Source organism: Kitasatospora sp. NPDC059812 (assembly GCF_042732075.1).
Taxonomy (GTDB): Bacteria; Actinomycetota; Actinomycetes; order Streptomycetales; family Streptomycetaceae; genus Kitasatospora.
Window position 1 is genome coordinate 175,052 of the sequence record NZ_JBHWIO010000007.1, and the last position, 2,714, is coordinate 177,765.

1 protein-coding gene is annotated in these 2,714 nt (G+C 71.7%); it reads right to left on the reverse strand.

Going from position 1 to position 2,714, the window contains the following annotated elements:
- Positions 1–226 precede the first annotated feature (226 nt).
- The coding region (gene infB / locus ACFV6D_RS06220; RefSeq protein ID WP_380558667.1) for a translation initiation factor IF-2 at positions 227–2,714 on the reverse strand (2,488 nt) is incomplete at its 5' end.

Below are 2,714 nucleotides of genomic sequence, written 5' to 3' on the forward strand. Positions count from 1 at the left end.
GCACACACAGTTGTGTCTTTCGGTGCGTACACACTTTTATATGTCTGAGGGCGGGGCGAGCCGTGCGGGGGGGGGGGGGCGCCCCCCGCCCGGCGCCCCCCGGTACTGGGTCTGAACGCTGCGGCATCTGAACGCTGCAACATCTGAACTACCCCGGACCCTACACAGCGAGACCGGGGCCGGTCGACGGAAATACCACCCGTCGACCGGCCCCGGCTTTCACCGACTACGAACGCGGCTTCTCGCGCATCTCGTAGGTCTCGATGATGTCCTCGACCTTGATGTCGTTGAACGACCCCAGGGTGACACCGGCCTCGAAGCCCTCGCGGACCTCGGTCGCGTCGTCCTTGAAGCGGCGCAGACCCTCGATGTTGAGGCTCTCCGCCACGACCTTGCCGTCGCGGATGAGGCGGGCCTTGGCGTTGCGGCGCAGCAGGCCCTCGCGGACGATGACACCCGCGATGTTGCCGAACTTGGAGGAGCGGAACACCTCGCGGATCTCCGCGGAGCCGAGGCGCACCTCCTCGTACTCGGGCTTGAGCATGCCCTTGAGGGCGTTCTCGATCTCCTCGATCGCCTGGTAGATGACCGAGTAGTACCGGACGTCCACGCCTTCCTTGTCGGCCGCGGTACGCGCACGGCCTTCGGCGCGCACGTTGAAGCCGATGATGATGGCGTCCGAACCCATCGCCAGGTTGACGTCGGACTCGGTGATCGCACCCACACCGCGGTGCAGGATGCGGAGCTCGACCTCCTCGCCCACGTCCAGCTTGACGAGGGCGTCCTCGAGGGCCTCGACCGAACCGGAGACGTCACCCTTGATGATGAGGTTGAGCTGCTCGATCTCGCCGGCGGCGATGGCCTTGTCCAGGTCCTCCAGGGACACCCGGACCCGACGCTGCGCGAAGGCGGCGTTGCGGTCGCGGGCCGAGCGCTTCTCGGCGATCTGACGGGCGGTGCGGTCCTCGTCGACGACGATGAAGCTGTCGCCGGCGCGGGGCACCGAGGTCAGACCGAGCAGCAGCACCGGGCGGGACGGGCCGGCCTCGGCGAGGCTGTTGCCGTTCTCGTCCAGCATCGCGCGGACGCGGCCGTAGGCGTCGCCGACCACGATCGAGTCGCCGACGCGGAGGGTACCGCGCTGCACGAGCACGGTCGCCATGGCGCCGCGGCCCTTGTCGAGGTGGGCCTCGATGGCGATACCCTGCGCGTCCTGCTCGGGGTTGGCCCGCAGGTCGAGCGAGGCGTCCGCGGTGAGGACCACGGCCTCCAGCAGCTGCTCGATGTTGAGGCCCTGGCGCGCGGAGATGTCGACGAACATGGTGTCGCCGCCGTACTCCTCGGCCACCAGACCGAACTCGGTCAGCTGACCGCGGACCTTGGTCGGGTCGGCGCCCTCGACGTCGATCTTGTTGACGGCGACCACGATCGGCACACCCGCGGCCTTGGCGTGGTTCAACGCCTCGACCGTCTGCGGCATGACACCGTCGTTGGCCGCGACCACCAGGATCGCGATGTCGGTGGACTTGGCACCACGGGCACGCATGGCGGAGAACGCCTCGTGACCCGGGGTGTCGAGGAAGGTGATCGGGCGCTGCTCGCCGTTCACCTCGGTGACGACCTGGTAGGCACCGATGTGCTGGGTGATGCCACCGGCCTCGCCGGCCACCACGTTGGACTTGCGGATGGCGTCCAGCAGGCGGGTCTTACCGTGGTCGACGTGACCCATGACGGTGACGACCGGCGGGCGCGGGGCCAGTTGGTCCTCGTCGCCCTCGTTCGCACCGAAGTCGATGTCGAACGACTCCAGCAGCTCGCGGTCCTCGTCGTCGCGGCTGACGATCTCCAGGATGAAGCCCATCTCGCCGGCCAGCAGCTCGAGGGTCGCGTCGGAGACCGACTGCGTCGCGGTGACCATCTCACCGAGGTTGAACATGACGGAGACGAGCGCGGCCGGGTTGGCGTTGATCTTCTCCGCGAAGTCCATCAGCGAGGCGCCGCTCGACAGGCGAACGGTCTGGCCGTTGCCGCGAGGCAGCATCACACCGCCGACGGACGGGGCCTGCATGGCCTCGTACTCCTGGCGCTTCGCCCGCTTCGACTTGCGGCCACGCGCCGGGCGACCGCCCGGGCCACGACCGAAGGCGCCCTGCGTGCCACCACGGGCACCCGGGCCGCCGGGACGACCACCGAAACCACCGGGACGCGGGCCGAAGCCGCCGCCGCCACCGGGGGCACCGCCACCGGGACGCGGACCGCCGAAGCCGCCGCCACCGGCCGGACGCGAGCCCGGACCGGCCGGACGACCCTGGAAGCCCGGACGGGCGCCACCGGCACCCGGACCACCCGGACGGCCACCGGGGCCACCGGGGCCACGGCCGCCGGGGCCCGGACGCGGGCCCGGAGCCGGACGCTGCGGCATCATGCCCGGGTTCGGGCGCGGCATGCCGGACGGGGACGGGGCGCCGGGGCGCGGACCGGCCGGACGCGGCATGCCGTCGGGACGCGGACGGTCGCCACCGGGACGCGCGGCGCCACGGTCAGCGCCGGGAGCACCAGCGGGACGCGGACGGTCGCCACCGGGACGCGCGGCGCCACGGTCAGCGCCGGGAGCACCAGCGGGACGCGGACGGTCGCCACCGGGACGCGCGGCGCCACGGTCGGCACCGGGAGCACCGGCGGGACGCGGACGGTCGCCGCCCGGACGCGCGGCG